The sequence below is a fragment of the Nocardioides sediminis genome (assembly GCF_003047295.1).
GTDB lineage: Bacteria > Actinomycetota > Actinomycetes > Propionibacteriales > Nocardioidaceae > Nocardioides > Nocardioides sediminis.
The window spans coordinates 74,055-90,633 of sequence record NZ_PZYZ01000009.1; the positions used below are offsets into that span (position 1 = coordinate 74,055).

Consider the following 16,579-nt stretch of genomic DNA (forward strand, 5'->3'; position numbering starts at 1 on the left):
TCAGATCTTCTCCGGGACCATGGAGATGGCCCCCGACGGGCACTCGGCCACGCAGAGGCCGCATCCCTTGCAGTAGTCCAGGTCGATCAGGTAGGCGGCCCGTCCGGGCCGGTCCAGCTTGATGACCGCGTTGTCGGGGCAGACGCCGTAGCAGTTGTCGCAGCCGAAGCAGCTGCCGCACGACATGCACCGCCGAGCCTCCAGGAGGGCCGTCGACTCGTCGTGCCCGAGCACCACCTCGTCGAACGTGGACTCCCGCCTGGCCCGCTCGAGCAGCGGCCGGTGGGCGCGCGGGGCGTCCGAGTAGTACCAGGTGTTGAGCGTGTCGAACGTCGCGAGCTCCGGTCGTACGACGGGTTCGGGGGCCGCGCCCGACAGCCAGGCGTCGATGTGGCGCGCCGCCCGCTTGCCGTGCCCGATCGCCACGGTGACCGACCGTTCGTGGGGGACCATGTCGCCGCCGGCGAAGACTCCGGGGCAGCCGGTCATCAGGTCCGGACCGACCGCGACCACGCCGTCCTCGACGACCAGGCCGGGCACCCCGTCGAGCAGCGACAGGTCGGTGTCCTGGCCGAGCGCCAGCACGAGGGAGTCCGCCTCGAGCTCGTCGAGCTCGCCGGTGGGTCGGGGGAAGCCGTCGTCGTCGAGCTCCATCCGCTCCACGACCAGGCGCCCGGAGTCGACCTGCTTGATGGTGGTGAGCCAGCTGAACAGCACGCCCTCGTCCTCGGCCTCCGCGACCTCGGAGGGGTGTGCAGGCATCCGGTCGCGAGTGCGGCGGTAGACCACGACGGCCTCGGAGGCGCCCAGCCGTCGCGCGCTGCGGGCCGCGTCCATCGCGGTGTTGCCCCCGCCGTAGACCGCGACCCGCCGGCCGAGCAGCGGCTTCTCCCCGGCCTCGAGGTCGCGGAGCATCTCGACCGCGTCGAGCACGTGGGCCGCCGAGCCGGCAGGGATGTAGGCCCGCTTGCCCAGCTGGGCGCCGACGGCGAGGAAGACCGCGTCGTAATCGCCCCGCACGGCGTCGAGGTCGGTGACCTTGGTGTCGAGCTCGAGGGTGACGCCGAGGTCGAGGATGCGCTGGACCTCGGCGTCGAGGACGTCGCGGGGGAGGCGGTAGCGGGGGATGCCGAAGCGCATCATGCCGCCGGCCATCGGGCCGGCCTCCTTGATGGTGACCGCGTGGCCGCGGAGCGCGAGGTGGTAGGCCGCGGAGAGCCCCGAGGGCCCGGCACCGACGACCAGCACCCGCGTGCCGGAGGACGGCACGGGCACCGACACCTGCCAGCCGCGGCGGATGGCCTCGTCGCCGACGAACCGCTCGACCGAGTTGATGCCGACCGCCTCGTCGAGCTGGGCGCGGTTGCACGCGGTCTCGCACGGGTGGTAGCAGACGCGGCCCATGACGGCGGGGAACGGGTTGTCCTCCATGATCCTGCGCCACGCCCGCTCGTAGCCATCGCCGCCCTCCTCGGCCTCGTAGAGCCAGCCCTGGACGTCCTCCCCGGCCGGGCAGCCGTCGCTGCAGGGGGACAGGCGGTCGATGTAGACGGCCCGCTCGGTGCGCCACGACCCGGTCTTGTTGGCGCGGCTCGAGCCGACGTCCAGGGTGATCGCGAAGGGCTTGTCCATCACGCGTCTCCTTCCGGGAGCAGCCCGAAGCGGGCGATGTTGCGGTCAGCCCCCGCCTGGATCCGGGCGACGACGTCCGGCCGGGGGTTGTCCCCGAAGAGGTGGGCGTACCTGCGCTGGGGGCGCAGGTAGTCCTCGACCGGCACCTGCCGCCGGATCCGTGACACCTCGGTCACCTGCCCGCCCTCGGCCTCGAACACCGGGAAGATCCCGGTCTCCTTGGCCAGCCTGGCGAGCTTGATCGTGTCCGCCGACGCCGCCCCCCAACCCAGCGGACAGGGCACGAAGACGTGCAGGTAACGGGCTCCGCGGAAAGTCATCGCCTTCTCGACCTTGTGCTCGAGGTCGCGCAGCTCCGCGACGGTCGCGGTGGCGACGTACGGGATCTCGTGCGCCATGGCGATGAGCGGCACGGACTTGCCCTGCCCGAAGGCGTTGCCGGGATGGTGCCCCAGCACCTTGGTGGTGTTGGTGGCGGCCCCCGGTGGCGTCGCCCCGGAGCGCTGGACGCCGGTGTTCATGTAGCCCTCGTTGTCGTAGCAGACGAAGAGCACGTCGTCGTTGCGCTCGAACATCCCCGACAGCGTGCCGAAGCCGATGTCCACCGTGCCGCCGTCGCCGGCCTGCCCGATGACGCGGATGTCGTCGCGGCCGCTCGCCCGCAGCGCCGCGGCGACCCCGGACGCGACCGCCGGGCCGTTGCCGAACAGCGAGTGCAGCCAGGGGAGCTGCCACGACGACTCGGGGTAGGGGGTGGAGAAGACCTCGAGGCAGCCCGTCGAGTTGACTGCGACCAGCCGGCCGTCGGTGGCCCGCATGGCGGCGTCGAGCACGTAGCGGGCCCCGAGCGCCTCCCCGCAGCCCTGGCAGGCGCGGTGCCCCGACGTCAACGAGTTGGACCGGCCAGTGCGGGCCTGCACCGAGCGCTGCTGGGGGTCCAGCAGCCGGTTGCCGACGACGAACGTGCCGGTCTGGTAGAGCTTGATCTCCTGGAAGGTCACGTCGGGCTCCTAGTCGTATGCGCCGGAGGCCACGGTGCCGATCTCCCGCAGCATGCTCTCGGCGTGCGGCCCGGGCCTCCGGCCGCCGCGCGCGCGGGTCAGCTCGCGCTCGACCAGCGCGATGTCGAGGTCGAGGAAGTGGAGGCGTGCCGGGTCCAGCCGGTCGGCGACCACGTCCTCGAGCAGGCGGTGCAGCGAGGCCCGGGTGACGGCACGTCCGCCGAGGCCGGCCACCACGTCGTGCACGACGAGGGGGAGTCCCCGGGTGGCGTCGCGGACGTTCTGCCCCACGATGCCGCCGGCACCCACGGCGAACGCGCGCTCCACCACCACGACGCGGGCCGCCCGGTGCAGGGCGTCTCGGACCTCCGCAGCCGGCCAGGGGCGGAAGCAGGTGATGCCGAGGGCCCCGATGGCCACCCCGAGCTCGCGCATCTCGTCGACCACGTCCTCGATCGTGCCGAGCACCGAGCCCAGGGCCACCACGACGGTCTCGGCGTCCTCGAGGCGGTAGGGCCGCACGAGGCCCCCGGAGTCCCGCCCGAACCGGCTGCGGAACTCGGCCGCGATCACGGGGATCTCGTCCAGCGCGGCCAGCTGCTTGGCGTGCATCAGGTACTTGACCTCGGTGAACGCCTCGGGGCCGACCATCGCGCCGATGGTCACCGGCTCCTCCGGGTCGAGCTGCTGCTGGGGGAGGAAGCGGGGGAGGAACGCGTCGACCTCGTCCTGCGTGGGGAGGTCGACCTCCTCGACGGCGTGCGTGAGCACGAAGCCGTCCATGCAGACCATGACGGGCACGGACAGGGACTCGGCGAGCCGGAAGGCCTGGAGGTGCAGGTCGACCGCGCGCTGGTTGGACTCGGCGAAGAGCTGGACCCAGCCGCAGTCGCGCATCGCCATGGTGTCGGAGTGGTCGTTCCAGATGTTGATCGGTGCCCCGATCGCCCGGTTGGCGACGGTCATCACAACCGGCAGTCCCAGTCCGGAGGCGTTGAACAGCGCCTCGGCCATGAACAGCAGCCCCTGGCTGGACGTGGCCGTGTAGGAGCGGACGCCCGCGGCGGACGCACCGATGCAGGCGGACATCGCGCCGAACTCGGACTCGACGAGGAGGTACTCGCAGTCGGCCAGCTCGCCGGTGCGGACGCGGTCGGAGAGGGACTCCACGATGTGGGTCTGCGGGGAGATCGGGTACGCCGCGACGACCTGCGGGCGGCACAGGGTCACCGCCCGGGCGACGGCCTGCGAGCCCTCGACCTGGCTACGCATCGGTCAGCCTCCGCATCGTGGTCAGGACGTGCTCGTACGCCGCCTCGGCGGCGTGGGCGTTGCCCTCGCCGACCTGGCCCGGGAACCGGTCCCGGATGGCGTCGGTGACCGAGGACAACGACACCTGGCCGGTCAGCGCCGCGAGGGCGCCGAGCAGGGGAGCGTTGGGCAGGGGCCGACCGAGGTGCTCGCGGGCGATGTCGGTCGCAGGCACGGCCACGACGTGCTCGGGGGTGAGCGTCTCCACGAGCTCGGCGAGGCCCAGCTGGTCGAGGGTGGCTGAGGTGTTGACCACCAGGAAGCCGTCGGGCTTCAGGCCGGCGAAGACGTCGACCTGGTGCAGCAGGGTCGGGTCCTGCACGACCAGCGCATCGGGCTCGGCGACCGGCTCGTGCGAGCGGATGGGCCGCGTGTCGATGCGGCAGAAGGACACGACCGGCGCTCCGGTGCGCTCGGAGCCGAACGTGGGGAAGGCCTGCGCGTGGAGGCCCTCGTCGAAGGCGGCCACGGACAACAGCTCGGCCGCGGTGACCGCTCCCTGGCCGCCCCGGCCGTGGATGCGTACGGCGAACACGGCGCTCCTTCCCCTCAGCGCGCCAGTGCCTGGAAGGCCTCGTAGACCATCCAGGCGGGCCAGAAGAGTCCCTGCACGATCGAGAGCGCGTGCTCCCAGAAGCCGTCGGCCTCCTGCCAGAACCAGACCAGCGCTCCGAAGATGCCCAGGCCGTAGATCGCGCCGCCGCCGGCGGCGGCCCCCGCGTTGTTGTCAGCCATCTGGTCCCTCCCCGTCCGCCTCTGGGCTCCAGCGTCGTCCCGCCGCGCGTCGGCGCGCACGGGGCGAAGGTCCCGAGATGTGGGACGGGGGACCGCCTCGCCGCCGGTCAGCCGGCGCGACGCAGCAGCAGCTCGGCGACGCGGCGTTCTGCGGGGGAGACGCTCTCGGCGGCGTGGGGCTGGTCGGGTGCGCGGGAGTGGTGCACCTGACCGGTGGGGGTGGTGACGACGATGTCGGTGACCGCGAGCGGGTCCGGGACTGGCTCGTGCCGCCAGCCGGGGGACTCCTTGGCGTAGTTGCAGGCCTTGCAGAGCCCCTGCGCATTGGCGAGGGTGGTGCTGCCTCCGGCGGCGCGGGCGGTGACGTGGTCGCGGTGGCGGATCCGGGCGTTGCAGTAGGGCGTGCGGCAGCGGCGGTCGCGGAGGTCGATGATGTCGGCCAGCCCGTTGCGGAAGTGGCTGGAGGTGGTCTCGGTGGCGAGGAGCGCTCCGGAACCGGGCATCGCGAACAGGCGCTGCACGGTGGAGCGCAGGTGCTCTGCGCCGGCGGCGACCAGGCGACGAGCGACGGAGGCGGGCACGTAGCCGGCGCCGGCGACGTAGCCCGGGTCGTCGTTGCATCCGAGCAGCGTCCCGGCGCCCAGCACGACCTTCAGGGCGACCGGCGTCGGGGCGGTCGCGCTCGGGCCGCCGAGGCGCTGGACGAGGACGTCGGCGACGACCTGCGCGCGGGTGCGGTCGTCACCGGCGGTCCGGGCCTTGTCGGCGGTGGCGTCCAGGGCGGTCATGATCGCGGAGACGTCGGTCGCGGGCAGGACTGCCGTGAGCTGCCCCATGCCGTCGCCGAGGACGCGGCCACTGACGCGACGTCTGGCGCGGGCACGAGCCTGGCGGGCGAGCCAGTCCTCCTCGTCCCGGCGCAGCACCTCGCGTCGTACGACGTCGCGGAGGTCGGCGTCCCCGAGGCCGTCCACCAAGGGCGCGACGGTGGCGTCGACTCCGCGGCGCTGGTCGCGCGTGAGGTCGGAGGTCTCGGCGGCGATGATCTCCGCGCGGCGCTCGTTGAGGTCGCCCCGCTCGAGCGCCGCCATGGTGTGGGGGAGGTCGGTCAACAGGGCTCGGGCGAGGCGGAGCTTGAGACGTCCCTGATGGGGGGACTCGCGGCGGGCGAGCGCGATCTCGGTGCCCACGCCGGCGTCCGGGTTGGGACGTCGTCGCTGCGGGTCGAGGAGACGGCGGGCCTCCGCCTGTGCCCGCCGGTGCTGGTCGAGGTCGTGGGCGAGGCGCGCCTGTGCCGCGCAGACGGCGGACTTCAACCGCTCGAGCTCGTCCATCTGCTCGATGCCGCCCCGAGGGTCGCCGGCCAGGGGGAGGGCCGCCAGCTGGTCGCGCACGGCGCGGACGGCCCCTCCAGGAGCCGTGGAGGCATCCGGGTGTTGTGGCGACGACGGTGGTTCGAACATGTGTTCGAGTGTACTTGTCGCAGCGGCCCGCGGCAAGGGGGAGTGGGAAGTCCTGTGGAAGGCCGCGCGGGTGTCAGGGGACTGGCTGCTGATCGAGACTTCTGGGTGGCACGGGGAGGATGGGTGAGTGTTCCATCGCCATCCCTTCCTGAGCCTGCTCACCTTCGCCTACCTGGGTTTCGTGGCACTGGTGACGCTGACCCCGGCGTCGACGCAACCTGACTACTCGGCGCTGGCCGAACGGGTGCTGGCGCGGCTGGAGAGGTACCCCGACCTCGAGCCGGTCACGGCACGGCTGAGCGTGGAGCGGGTGGAGTTCCTGGCGAACATCGGGCTGTTCGTGCCGGTGGGTGTGTTCGTGCTCCTGCTGTTCGGCTCCGGGCTGTGGTGGCTGGCGGTCGCGGGTGGTGTCGCCCTCACGTCGGTCATCGAGACCGCCCAGCAGTCGATCCCGGGACGGGTCTCGGACCCGCGCGACGTCGTCGCCAACTCGGTCGGCGCCGTCATCGGCGTCGCGCTCGCGCTGGTCCTGACCCTGCCGGGCACGCTGCGCCGGCGGCGCCGGCGCCGGGCTCGGTCGACGTACTGACGTCACTGTCCCGACCGCGGGCGGCCATTGTGGACGCCCTACTGCGGCGCGTGCAGGTCGGCGCCGAAGACCAGGGCAGGGCCGCCGTTCTTGTGGACCTCACGCTCGAGCGCCAGGCCGATCCGCCTCGCCACCCCCTGGGACGCGAGGTTCGTCGGCCGGATGATGGCGATCAGGTGCTCGACGCCAGCGGTGGCGGCCGCGCGCCGGACCGACTCGGCCGCCTCCGCGGCGTACCCCTGACGACGAAGGTCGGGGCGCACGTGCCAGCCGGCCTCGACGAACCACTCGCCCTCGACCTCCTGCATGGTCAGGCCGCAGTCGCCGACGAACTCGCCCGCGTGCGTCTCGACCACCCACAGCCCGAAGCCGTGCTCCTCGTAGTTGCGGAGTGTCCAGTCGATCCAACCGGCGGGGCCGCGGGAGCCACCGATGTCCAGTGTCTCGATGTGGGCGAGGTCGGCCTCGGTCATCTCGCGGAACCGGAGCCGGGTCGTCGCGGCTGGGAGCATCGGCACACCCTAGGGCGAGTACGCCGCCGCGATGGCTCGATGGCTCCGCCGGTGCGCCACCGACCGGACGCGGTGTGCCGGCAGTACGTTGACCGTCGGGCGGATCATCAGATGCCGACCAGCTGTTCACCAGGGGGACTCGGGAGTGACCACCGACTACGACACCTTTGCGGAGGCCTACTCGCGCCAGAACGAGTCCAGCCTCCTCAACGCCCACTACGAGCGACCGGCGATGATCGGCCTGGCCGGGGACGTCGACGGTCGACGGGTGCTGGACGCCGGCTGCGGCTCGGGTCCGCTGAGCGCGGCGCTGCGCGACAGGGGAGCGGTGGTGACGGGGTTCGACGTGAGCGCGGGGATGGTCCACCTGGCCCGGCAGCGGCTGGGGGCCGACGCGGACCTGCGCGTCGCCGACCTCGGTGGACCTCTGCCGTACGACGGCGCTTCCTTCGACGTCGTCGTCGCGTCGCTGTGCCTGCACTACCTGGAGGACTGGGCGGGACCCCTGGCGGAGCTGCGTCGGGTGCTGCGACCCGGCGGACGACTCGTCCTGTCGGTGCCGCACCCGAGTGCCTACCTGGTCAACTACCCGGACAGCGACTACTTCGCCGTGACGCGGTACTCGGAGACCTTCACGTTCTCGGGGCAGGAAGGGACGCTGACCTACTGGCACCGGCCGCTGCACGCGATGACCGACGCGTTCACCGGCGCGGGGTTCGAGATCCGCCAGGTCAGCGAGCCGCCGTACGCCGCCGACACGCCACCCGAGCTGCTGCCGGCCGGCATCGGCGACCGGACGGCATTCGTGTGCTTCCTCTTCTTCGTCCTCGAGGCGCCTGGGGCGGGGTAGAGGAGCCAGCCCGGAACTACACCGGTGTCATGCGCCGGATGTGCGCATATTGACATAATGTCAGTTATCGGCGAACTGTGGTGAGGTGCGCCGGCCTTGGTAGAGGCCCTCCTCAGCCCGTGAGGTCGGCACCGAAGACCAGCGCAGGCCCGCCGTTCTTGTGCACCTCGGTACGGCAGGCGCAGGGAGTCGATGCCCGATCTCGGGACGAACCGCGGGGGACGTCGGGCCCATCGGCCGTGGCGACGCCGCGCCCTCGCCAGCACCATCGGACCAGGACCGGGCGTCGGGTCCGGCGCGCACAAGGAGGAACGATGACGATCTCACCACCGAGCCTGCACGAGCTCCTGGACCTGCGTGGCCGGACGGCCATCGTCACCGGCGGAGCCATGGGCATCGGCCGCGGCGTGGTCGAGCGGCTCGCCGAGGCGGGTGCGTCGGTCGTCGTCGCCGACGCCGACCTCGAGGCCGCCGAGGCCACCTGCGCGGAGCTCACCGAGCACGGTCGCTCGGTGATGGCGATGTACGCCGACGTCGGTGACCCTGATGACGTCCACCGGCTGGTGGCCGACACCGTCGGGTGGCGCGGCGGTGTCGACGTCCTCGTCAACAACGCAGGCATCTTCCCCAACGTGCCCGTCCTCGAGATGGGGCCCGACGACTTCGACCGGGTGCTCCGGGTCAACCTGCGCGGCGTCTTCCTGTGCTGCCGCGAGGTGGCGCTGCGGATGCGCGACCGCGGTGCCGGAGGCCGCATCGTCAACATCACCTCGGTCGACGCGCTGCACCCGTCCGGGATCGGGCTGGCGCACTACGACGCCTCCAAGCACGGCGTCTGGGGGTTCACCAAGAACCTGGCCCTCGAGCTCGCTCCGCACCACATCTGGGTCAACGCCGTCGCCCCCGGGGCCATCGCGACGCCGGGGGTGGCGGCCACGATGCACAGCGACGAGCCCGGCCATGACGACGGCGGCATGCTCGAGCAGTTTCTCGCCCAGGTGCCGATGGCACGCATCGGCGCGCCCGACGACATCGCCCGGGTGGTGCTGTTCCTGGCCAGCGACCTGGCCAGCTACGTCACCGGCACCCAGGTCGTCGTGGACGGAGGGCGACTCCTCCGCTGAGGGGACCCGACGTCGCGGGTCGCACTCCCCTCTGTTCCAACGTATAGCCGAGCCGGGGGCTTGCCGCAAGGCCCCGGTGGTGCCGCAGAATCCCGGCTCCCAGCCGTCCGCGCGCCACCCCGGAGCCTCCTTGTCAGTGACCGTCCCCTCCTCCGACGCCTTCCTCCTCACCGACCACCCGGCCAAGGCCGACCCCGCCCTGATCGCGACCGACCAGCGACACTTCACCGCCATGGCCTCCGGCCTCGAGCACTCGGTCGCCGAGCTGACCCGCCGCCTCGACGAGGCACGCCGCTCGCCGGGCGGGACCGGCCAGGCGGCGATGGACCGCGACCTCGAGGTCCATCGGTTGACCTCGCGCCTGCGCCTGCTGCGGCGGTTCAGCCTCGACCTGTGCCTGGGCCGGATGGTGCCCGCCGACGGCGGCGAGCCGGTGTACGTCGGACGCCTCGGCCTCTCCGACCCTTCCGGGCGCCGGCTGCTCGTCGACTGGCGCTCCCCCGCGGCCGAGCCGTTCTTCGCCGCCACCCATGCCCGTCCGCTCGGTCTGGCCAGCCGCCGGCGCTACCGCTGGAACCGCGGCCGCATCACGGACTTCTGGGACGAGGTCTTCACGCCCGAGGGGCTCGAGGGGCACGCAGCGCTCGATGACCAGTCGGCCTTCGTCGCCAGCCTGGGCGGCAGCCGGTCACCCCGGATGCGTGACGTCCTGGGCACGATCCAGGCCGACCAGGACGCCATCATCCGGGCTTCGTCCCGTGGCGCCCTCGTCGTGGACGGAGGCCCGGGCACTGGCAAGACGGTCGTGGCGTTGCACCGCGCGGCGTACCTCCTGCACGCCGACCCACGGCTGGGCACCGGACGCGGCGGCGTCCTGTTCGTGGGTCCCCACCAGCCGTACCTCGCCTACGTCGCGGACGTCCTGCCCAGCCTGGGCGAGGACGGCGTGCGAACCTGCACGGTGCGCGACCTCGTCCCCGAGGGTGCCGCCGCCGGTGAGGAGCCCGACCCCGAGGTGGCGAGGCTCAAGGCAACCGCCGGGATGGTCGCGGCGATCGAGCCCGCCGTGCGGCTGTACGAGGAGCCGCCCACCGAGGGCGTGGAGGTCGAGACCCCGTGGGCGGACATCTGGGTCAGCGCCTCGGACTGGGCCGAGGCGTTCGGGTCCCCCGACCCCGGTACGCCGCACAACGAGGCGCGCGACCGGGTCTGGGAGACGCTCGTGGAGATCCTCCTCGACAAGGTCGATGACAGTGAGGTGTCCGAGCCCGAGCTGCGGCGGGCACTCGCGCAGCACGAGGAGCTCACCGACACCTTCCACCGCGCCTGGCCGCTCATCGACCCGGCCGACCTGGTGGGCGACCTGTGGTCGGTGCCCGCCTACCTGCGCATGTGCGCCCCGTGGCTGGAGCCCGACCAGGTGCGGCGCCTGCGACGGGACGACCCCCAGGCATGGACCGTGTCGGACCTGCCGCTCCTCGACGCGGCGCGACTCCGGCTCGGGGACCCGCAGGAGTCGCGCCGCCGGCGACGCCGGGAGGCGGCGGTCGCGGCCGAGCGCGCGCGGATGGCGGACGTGGTGGATCACCTGGTGGCCACCGACGGCTCGGAGATGCAGGTGATGTCGATGCTGCGGGTCTCCGACGCACAGAGCGTGATCGTGGACGAGGCCGCGCACGCCGGGCCCGACCCCGACTCGCTCGCCGGTCCGTTCGCCCACGTCGTGGTCGACGAGGCCCAGGAGCTGACGGACGCGGAGTGGCAGATGCTGCTGCGCCGGTGTCCTTCGCGCAGCCTCACCGTGGTCGGCGACCGCGCGCAGGCCCGGCACGGGTTCGCCGAGGCCTGGGAGGAGCGGCTGCGACGCATCGGGCTCCGTGATGCCCGGGTGGCCACGCTGACGGTCAACTACCGCACGCCGCGGGAGGTGATGGTCGAGGCCGAGCCGGTCATCCGCGCGGCGCTGCCCGACGCCAACGTGCCGGCCTCCGTCCGCGACAGCGGCGTGCCCGTCGCCCACGGGTCCGTGTCGGACCTGCCGCAGATCCTGGACCGGTGGCTCGCCGAGCACGCCGAGGGGCTCGCGTGCGTCATCGGCCTCCCGTCGTACGAGCCGGGACCGCGGGTGCGCTCCCTGTCCCCCGCGCTCGCCAAGGGTCTGGAGTTCGACCTCGTCGTGCTGGTGGAGCCGGATTCGTTCGGCACCGGCGTCGAGGGCGCGGTCGACCGGTACGTCGCGATGACCCGCGCGACGCAGCAGCTGGTCGTGCTCACGTCCTGATGCCCGGCTGGTCCTTGGTCAGGTGCAGCAACCACTGGTCGCCGCCGGTGTGGATCAGTGCGTACCGGCGCGGTCCCCGGCGGCCGTGCAGGGAGAAGAGCAGGCGTCGCTCGGTGCGGTCGTGCTCCTCCCACGTGCCGTCGTCGGCGATCGACTTGTGCTCGTCCTCGACGTCGACGTGGTCGAGGTCGTGGTCCTCGACCGCGACGGCGAGGCGGTCGTGCGCCGGGTCGTCGGGCAGGCCCCTGGGGACAGCCCAGCTGCGCAGCACGCCGTCCTCCTCGAGACGCAGGTCGAAGTGCGGGCGCGGCTTGCGGTGGTCGTGGAGCACGAACCGCCTCTCCCCCGTCATGCCCTCACCCTCGCACGGGCAGGATGGAGTGCGTGCCCGAGGGAGACAGCGTCTGGAAGCTCGCCCGCCGGCTGGACCGCCAGCTGACCGGCCGCACCGTCGTGCGCTCCGACTTCCGTGTGCCGCGGCTCGCCGCGCGCGACGTCGCCGGCCGGGTGGTGGTGGGGCACGACACCCACGGGAAGCACCTGCTGACCAGGCTGACCGCCCTGGACGACTCCCCCGCCGTCACCCTGCACAGCCACCTGCGCATGGACGGGTCGTGGACCACCACCGCCCCGGGGAAGCGGGTGCCGGCGCGCGTCATGCCCGACGTCCGGCTGGTGCTGGCCATCGACGACGGACGGACCGCGCACGGCATCAAGCTGCACGACCTCGACCTGGTGCCCACCGACGACGAGCACCGCCTCGTCGGGCACCTCGGACCGGACCCCCTCCGGGACGACTGGGACGCCGAGGAGGCCGTACGCCGGCTGTCCGCCGACCCCACCCTCCCCCTCGTCACCGCGCTCCTCGACCAGCGACTCATGGCGGGCCTGGGCAACCTGTGGGCCAACGAGCTCGCCTTCCTCACCGGCGTCAGCCCATGGACCCCGGTGGGCGAGGTCGAGGTCGAGCGACTGGTCGGGCGCGCCGCGACGATGCTGCACCACTCGGCGACCGTGCCGCAGGCCTACCAGGTCACCACGGGCTCGATGTGGCCCGGCACCGACCACTGGGTCACCGGCCGCCAGCGCCGTGGCTGCCTGCGGTGCGGTACCGCGGTGAGGGTGGCCGCCGAGGTCCCGGGCGACGCCGGCAACCGGCGGACGTGGTGGTGCCCACGCTGCCAGCCCGGTCCCGGCCCCGAGGCTCGACGGGTCGCCGGCCGCGTCGCGTGACCGATGTCAGGCGAACTTTCCGTACTTCTTGTGCATCGCCTGCTTGCTGACTCCCAGCATCGTCCCGATCTCGGCCCAGCTGAAACCGTGGAGGCGCGCACGGCGCACCGCCTCGGCCTCCGCGTCCGCCAGCTCGTGCTTGGCACGCGCGATGCGCATGAGCTCCTCCAGCGGGCTCTCCTCCCCCGGTTCGTCGGTGTCGACTGCGGTCCTCATGCCGTCAACTCTGGTTGACAAACCCGGCGTTCGTCAACCCGTGTTGACGAAACCGTTCAGCGGGCGACGTACTCCGCGAGGTGCTTGCCGGTCAGCGTCGAGGCCTCGGCGACCAGGTCGGCCGGCGTGCCCTCGAAGACGACCCGGCCCCCGTCGTGGCCGGCCCCCGGACCGAGGTCGATGATCCAGTCGGCATGCGCCATCACGGCCTGGTGGTGCTCGATCACGATGACCGAGCGCCCCGACTCGACGAGCCGGTCGAGCAGCCCGAGGAGGTTGGCCACGTCGGCGAGGTGCAGGCCGGTGGTGGGCTCGTCGAGGACGTAGACGTCGCCCTTCTCGGCCATCTGGGCCGCCAGCTTGAGCCGCTGCCGTTCGCCGCCGGACAGGGTGGTCAGCGGCTGCCCGAGACTGAGGTAGCCCAGTCCGACGTCGCGGAGCCGGTCGAGGACCTTGTGGGCGGCCGGGGTCCTCGCCTCGCCGGCGGAGAAGAACTCCTCGGCCTCGGTGACCGACATGGCCAGCACCTCGGCGATGTTCTTCCCTCCGAGGGTGTGCTCCAGGACGGCGGCCTGGAAACGGCGGCCCTCGCACTCCTCGCACGGTGACTCGACCGTCGCCATCACGCCGAGCTCGGTGAAGATCACGCCCGCGCCGTTGCAGGTGGGGCAGGCGCCCTCGGAGTTGGAGCTGAAGAGCGCCGGCTTGACGCCGTTGGCCTTGGCGAAGGCCTTGCGGATCGGCTCGAGGAGGCCGGTGTAGGTCGCGGGGTTGCTGCGCCGCGATCCCTTGATGGCGCCCTGGTCGACCACGACGACGCCGTCGCGGCCCGCGACCGAGCCGTGGATCAGCGACGACTTGCCCGAGCCGGCGACCCCGGTGACGACGCAGAGCACCCCGAGGGGGATGTCGACGCTGACGTCCTGGAGGTTGTGCGTCGACGCCCCCTCGACGGACAGCTGGCCGGTGGGCAAGCGGTGCTCGTCCTTGAGGGTCGCCCGGTCGTCGAGGTGGTGGCCGGTGACGGTGTCGCTCGCCCGCAGCCCCTCGACCGGCCCCTCGAAGCAGATGGTGCCGCCGCTGCTCCCCGCCCCCGGACCCAGGTCGACGACGTGGTCGGCGATGGCGATCGACTCCGGCTTGTGCTCGACCACGAGCACGGTGTTGCCCTTGTCGCGCAGCTGGAGGAGCAGCTGGTTCATCCGCTCGATGTCGTGCGGGTGCAGGCCGATCGTGGGCTCGTCGAAGACGTAGGTGACGTCGGTGAGCGACGACCCGAGGTGGCGGATCATCTTGGTGCGCTGGGCCTCTCCCCCGGAGAGCGTGCCGGCGGGGCGGTCGAGCGAGAGGTAGCCGAGCCCGATCTCGGTGAACGAGTCGAGCAGGTGCTGCAGGCCCTTGAGCAGCGGCGCCACCGACGGCTCGTCGAGCGCCCGCACCCACTCGGCGAGGTCGCTGATCTGCATCTGGCACAGCTCTGCGATGTTCTTGCCCTCGACCTTCGACGAGAGGGCCTCGCGGGTCAGCCGGGTCCCGTCGCACTCGGGGCACCGCTGGAAGGTCACCGCGCGCTCGACGAAGCGGCGTACGTGCGGCTGCATCGCCTCGGGGTCCTTGGACAGCATCGACTTCTGGATCTTGGGGATGATGCCCTCGAAGGTCAGGTTGACCCCCTCCACCTTGATCTTGGTGGGCTCGGCGAAGAGCATCGTGTCGAGCTGCTTGGCGGTGAACGTCTCGATAGGCTTGTCCATGGGCAGGCCGACGCCCTCGAAGAGCCGGCCGTACCACCCGTCCATCGAGTAGCCGGGCACGGTCAGGGCGCCGTCGGCGAGCGACTTGCTCGCGTCGTACAGCGCGGTGCGGTCGATGTCGCTGACGTTGCCCATGCCCTCGCAGCGTGGGCACATGCCGCCGAGGTAGACCGCGTCCTTGACCACGCTCTTCGCGACGTGGCCGCCCTTGTCGGTCGACATCACGCCACTGGCCTTGCGGGTGGGGACGTTGAAGGAGTACGCCGTCGGCGGACCGACGTGGGGCGTCCCCAGGCGGCTGAACAGGATGCGCAGCATCGCGTTGGCGTCGGTGGCGGTGCCGACGGTCGAGCGCGGGTTGGCCCCCATGCGCTCCTGGTCGACGATGATCGCCGTGGTGAGCCCCTCGAGGAAGTCGACCTCGGGTCGCGCGAGGCTCGGCATGAAGCCCTGCACGAAGGCGCTGTAGGTCTCGTTGATCATCCGCTGGGACTCCGCCGCAATGGTGGCGAAGACCAGCGAGCTCTTGCCGGAGCCCGAGACGCCGGTGAAGACCGTGAGCCGGCGCTTGGGCAGCTCGACGCTGACGTCCTTGAGGTTGTTCTCCCGCGCGCCCTGCACGCGGATCAGGTCGTGGCGGTCGGCCGCGTGCACCTCGGTGGATCCCATCTCGTCCCTCGTCCCCTCACCGGCGACCGTCCCCCCGGTCACCCCTGCGTGTGGGTCCGATCCAACCAGAAACCGCGGACAGCCGCTGTCCTCGACGAGCGAGCGGCGGGCGAGCAGACCGGGACCGGGTCAGCGCCAGCCCAGCCCCGGCGCCACGTGCTGCAGGACCGACTCGAGGAGGTGGGCGTTGTAGTCCACCCCGAGCTGGTTGGGCACCGTCAGCAGGATCGTGTCCGCGGTCGCGACCGCCTCGTCCTGCGCGAGCTGCTCCACCAGCACGTCCGGCTCGGCGGCGTACGTGCGACCGAAGATCGCCCGCATCTGCGGCTCGATCTGGCCGACCTGGTCGGTGCTCTCGCCCTGGTGGCCGAAGTAGGCCCGGTCCGTGTCGGTGGTGATGGGCATGATCGAGCGGCTGACCGAGACGCGCGGCTGACCCGGGTGGCCGGCCTCCGCCCACGCGTCGCGGAACGCCTCGACCTGCTTGCGCTGCTGCACGTGGAACGGCTCGCCGGTCTCGTCCTGCTTGAGCGTCGAGCTCATCAGGTGCATGCCCATCCGTCCCGCCCACCGGGCGGTCGAGTCCGAGCCCGCGCCCCACCAGATGCGGTCGCGCAGCCCCTCGGAGTACGGCTCCAGGGGCAGCAGGCCGGGCGGGTTGGGAAACATCGGACGAGGGTTGGGCCGGGCGAAGCCCGCGCCCGAGAGCACCCGCAGGAAGACCTCGGTGTGCCGTCGTGCCATGTCGGCGTCGGTCTCGCCCTCCAGGGGCTCGTAGCCGAAGAGGCGCCATCCGTCGATCACCTGCTCGGGTGACCCACGGCTGATCCCCAGCTGGAGCCGGCCGCCGGAGATCAGGTCCGCGGCGCCCGCGTCCTCAGCCATGTACATCGGGTTCTCGTAGCGCATGTCGATGACCCCGGTGCCGATCTCGATCCGGCTGGTCCGCGCCCCGACGGCCGCCAGCAGCGGGAACGGGCTGGCCAGCTGGCGGGCGAAGTGGTGCACCCGGAAGTAGGCGCCGTCGACCCCGAGCTCCTCCGCGGCGACGGCGAGGTCGATGGACTGCAGCAGGGTGTCGGCGGCGGTGCGCACCTGCGAGTGCGGCGTCTCGGACCAGTGCCCGAAGTTCAGGAACCCGATCTTCTTCATGCTGGGTCGAACAAGATCACGCCGGGGTTGTTCCCGGCACCCGGACCGGCGCGCCCC

General features: G+C 72.2%; 16 protein-coding genes. 5 read left to right on the forward strand and 11 right to left on the reverse strand.

The genetic code is table 11. The features are described from left to right. The 6 genes from DAI17_RS18765 to DAI17_RS18790 all read right to left on the reverse strand — a co-directional run bounded on the left by DAI17_RS18765 (position 1) and on the right by DAI17_RS18790 (position 6,073). Entirely contained in the window at positions 1-1,632 is a 1,632-nt protein-coding gene (locus tag DAI17_RS18765; protein ID WP_199905213.1) for an NAD(P)-binding protein, read from the reverse strand. Next, positions 1,632-2,633 carry a thiamine pyrophosphate-dependent enzyme gene (locus tag DAI17_RS18770; RefSeq protein ID WP_107774763.1) on the reverse strand — a complete coding sequence of 334 codons (1,002 nt, stop codon included), beginning with the start codon at positions 2,631-2,633 and terminating at the stop codon, positions 1,632-1,634. Before DAI17_RS18770 ends, DAI17_RS18765 begins: the two co-directional genes overlap by 1 nt. A 9-nt stretch (positions 2,634-2,642) precedes the next feature. Further along, entirely contained in the window at positions 2,643-3,905 is a 1,263-nt protein-coding gene (gene porA / locus DAI17_RS18775; RefSeq protein ID WP_107774764.1) for a pyruvate ferredoxin oxidoreductase, read from the reverse strand. Beyond that, positions 3,898-4,479, reverse strand: a complete 582-nt coding sequence (locus DAI17_RS18780; protein ID WP_107774765.1) for a 2-oxoacid:acceptor oxidoreductase family protein — start codon at positions 4,477-4,479, stop codon at positions 3,898-3,900. Before DAI17_RS18780 ends, porA begins: the two co-directional genes overlap by 8 nt. A 14-nt stretch (positions 4,480-4,493) precedes the next feature. Next, positions 4,494-4,679, reverse strand: coding sequence for a hypothetical protein (locus DAI17_RS18785; RefSeq protein ID WP_107774766.1), 186 nt, complete (start codon positions 4,677-4,679; stop codon positions 4,494-4,496). Between the two features lie 107 nt (positions 4,680-4,786). Continuing rightward, positions 4,787-6,073, reverse strand: coding sequence for an HNH endonuclease (locus tag DAI17_RS18790; protein WP_159081641.1), 1,287 nt, complete (start codon positions 6,071-6,073; stop codon positions 4,787-4,789). Positions 6,074-6,269: 196 nt separating this feature from the next. Here DAI17_RS18790 and DAI17_RS18795 point away from each other — a divergent pair, with 196 nt between their 5' ends. After that, positions 6,270-6,731, forward strand: coding sequence for a VanZ family protein (locus DAI17_RS18795; RefSeq protein WP_107774768.1), 462 nt, complete (start codon positions 6,270-6,272; stop codon positions 6,729-6,731). 38 nt (positions 6,732-6,769) lie between these two features. Here the strand turns inward: DAI17_RS18795 and DAI17_RS18800 are convergent, their stop codons facing one another. Beyond that, a complete protein-coding gene (locus tag DAI17_RS18800; RefSeq protein ID WP_107774797.1) occupies positions 6,770-7,243 on the reverse strand; it encodes a GNAT family N-acetyltransferase in 474 nt (157 codons plus the stop codon). 145 nt (positions 7,244-7,388) lie between these two features. Between DAI17_RS18800 and DAI17_RS18805 the strand changes: the two genes are divergently transcribed. The 3 genes from DAI17_RS18805 to helR all read left to right on the forward strand — a co-directional run bounded on the left by DAI17_RS18805 (position 7,389) and on the right by helR (position 11,498). Continuing rightward, positions 7,389-8,093 carry a class I SAM-dependent methyltransferase gene (locus DAI17_RS18805; RefSeq protein WP_199905214.1) on the forward strand — a complete coding sequence of 235 codons (705 nt, stop codon included), beginning with the start codon at positions 7,389-7,391 and terminating at the stop codon, positions 8,091-8,093. Positions 8,094-8,407: 314 nt separating this feature from the next. Continuing rightward, a complete protein-coding gene (locus tag DAI17_RS18810) occupies positions 8,408-9,217 on the forward strand; it encodes an SDR family NAD(P)-dependent oxidoreductase (protein WP_107774770.1) in 810 nt (269 codons plus the stop codon). 136 nt (positions 9,218-9,353) lie between these two features. After that, positions 9,354-11,498 carry an RNA polymerase recycling motor ATPase HelR gene (gene helR / locus DAI17_RS18815; protein ID WP_107774771.1) on the forward strand — a complete coding sequence of 715 codons (2,145 nt, stop codon included), beginning with the start codon at positions 9,354-9,356 and terminating at the stop codon, positions 11,496-11,498. On the opposite strand, the gene DAI17_RS18820 is transcribed toward helR, so the two are convergent. Continuing rightward, the gene (locus DAI17_RS18820; protein WP_107774772.1) at positions 11,488-11,850 is read right to left on the reverse strand and encodes a DNA polymerase ligase N-terminal domain-containing protein; all 363 of its coding nucleotides are present in this window, start codon (positions 11,848-11,850) and stop codon (positions 11,488-11,490) included. The two genes, helR and DAI17_RS18820, sit on opposite strands and share 11 nt — an antisense overlap. Positions 11,851-11,882: 32 nt before the next feature. Here DAI17_RS18820 and DAI17_RS18825 point away from each other — a divergent pair, with 32 nt between their 5' ends. Next, positions 11,883-12,731, forward strand: a complete 849-nt coding sequence (locus tag DAI17_RS18825; protein WP_107774773.1) for a DNA-formamidopyrimidine glycosylase family protein — start codon at positions 11,883-11,885, stop codon at positions 12,729-12,731. Positions 12,732-12,737: 6 nt separating this feature from the next. Here the strand turns inward: DAI17_RS18825 and DAI17_RS18830 are convergent, their stop codons facing one another. The 3 genes from DAI17_RS18830 to DAI17_RS18840 all read right to left on the reverse strand — a co-directional run bounded on the left by DAI17_RS18830 (position 12,738) and on the right by DAI17_RS18840 (position 16,522). Next, the gene (locus tag DAI17_RS18830; protein ID WP_107774774.1) at positions 12,738-12,947 is read right to left on the reverse strand and encodes a sigma factor-like helix-turn-helix DNA-binding protein; all 210 of its coding nucleotides are present in this window, start codon (positions 12,945-12,947) and stop codon (positions 12,738-12,740) included. 56 nt (positions 12,948-13,003) lie between these two features. Continuing rightward, the gene (locus tag DAI17_RS18835) at positions 13,004-15,370 is read right to left on the reverse strand and encodes an ATP-binding cassette domain-containing protein (protein WP_107774775.1); all 2,367 of its coding nucleotides are present in this window, start codon (positions 15,368-15,370) and stop codon (positions 13,004-13,006) included. Between the two features lie 129 nt (positions 15,371-15,499). Then, the gene (locus tag DAI17_RS18840; RefSeq protein ID WP_107774776.1) at positions 15,500-16,522 is read right to left on the reverse strand and encodes an LLM class flavin-dependent oxidoreductase; all 1,023 of its coding nucleotides are present in this window, start codon (positions 16,520-16,522) and stop codon (positions 15,500-15,502) included. Between the last annotated feature and the right edge of the window lie 57 nt (positions 16,523-16,579).